Source organism: Aquitalea sp. FG25 (assembly GCF_057809375.1).
Genome location: NZ_JBMDJV010000072.1, coordinates 1 through 305, shown reverse-complemented (window position 1 = coordinate 305; position 305 = coordinate 1). Strand labels below are relative to the sequence as shown.

Annotated in this window: 1 protein-coding gene; it reads right to left on the bottom strand. The window is 63.3% G+C overall.

Annotated features, from left to right (window positions below; all coding sequences use genetic code 11):
• On the bottom strand, positions 1 to 305 hold a 305-nt coding region (locus ACODR9_RS24335; protein ID WP_488813274.1), incomplete at both ends, for a DUF2345 domain-containing protein.

The window sequence follows — 305 nt, the reverse complement described above, 5'->3', positions numbered from 1 at the left end:
ACCTTGCCTTTGGCGGCGATCAGCTTCAGCGCCACCTTGTCTTTCACCCCGGCCACAAACAGGCTGATGTGCTGGCCGACGTTGTGCAGCCAGCGGCGGCCGGTGGTGTGGTTGGCGTCGCGCTGGGCGATGAGGTTGAGGTTGGTGCCAGCAGAAATTGTCTGGCTTTGTTCGGTGAGGCTGGCAATGCCCGCCGGGGCGGACAGGATGAGCAGCGGCTGTTGGCCGGCTTGGGTGCTGTTGCCGCTGCTGGCGGTTTTGCCTTCTTTGTCGGTATTGCTGCCGGCTTCCCAGGCTTTGAGTGC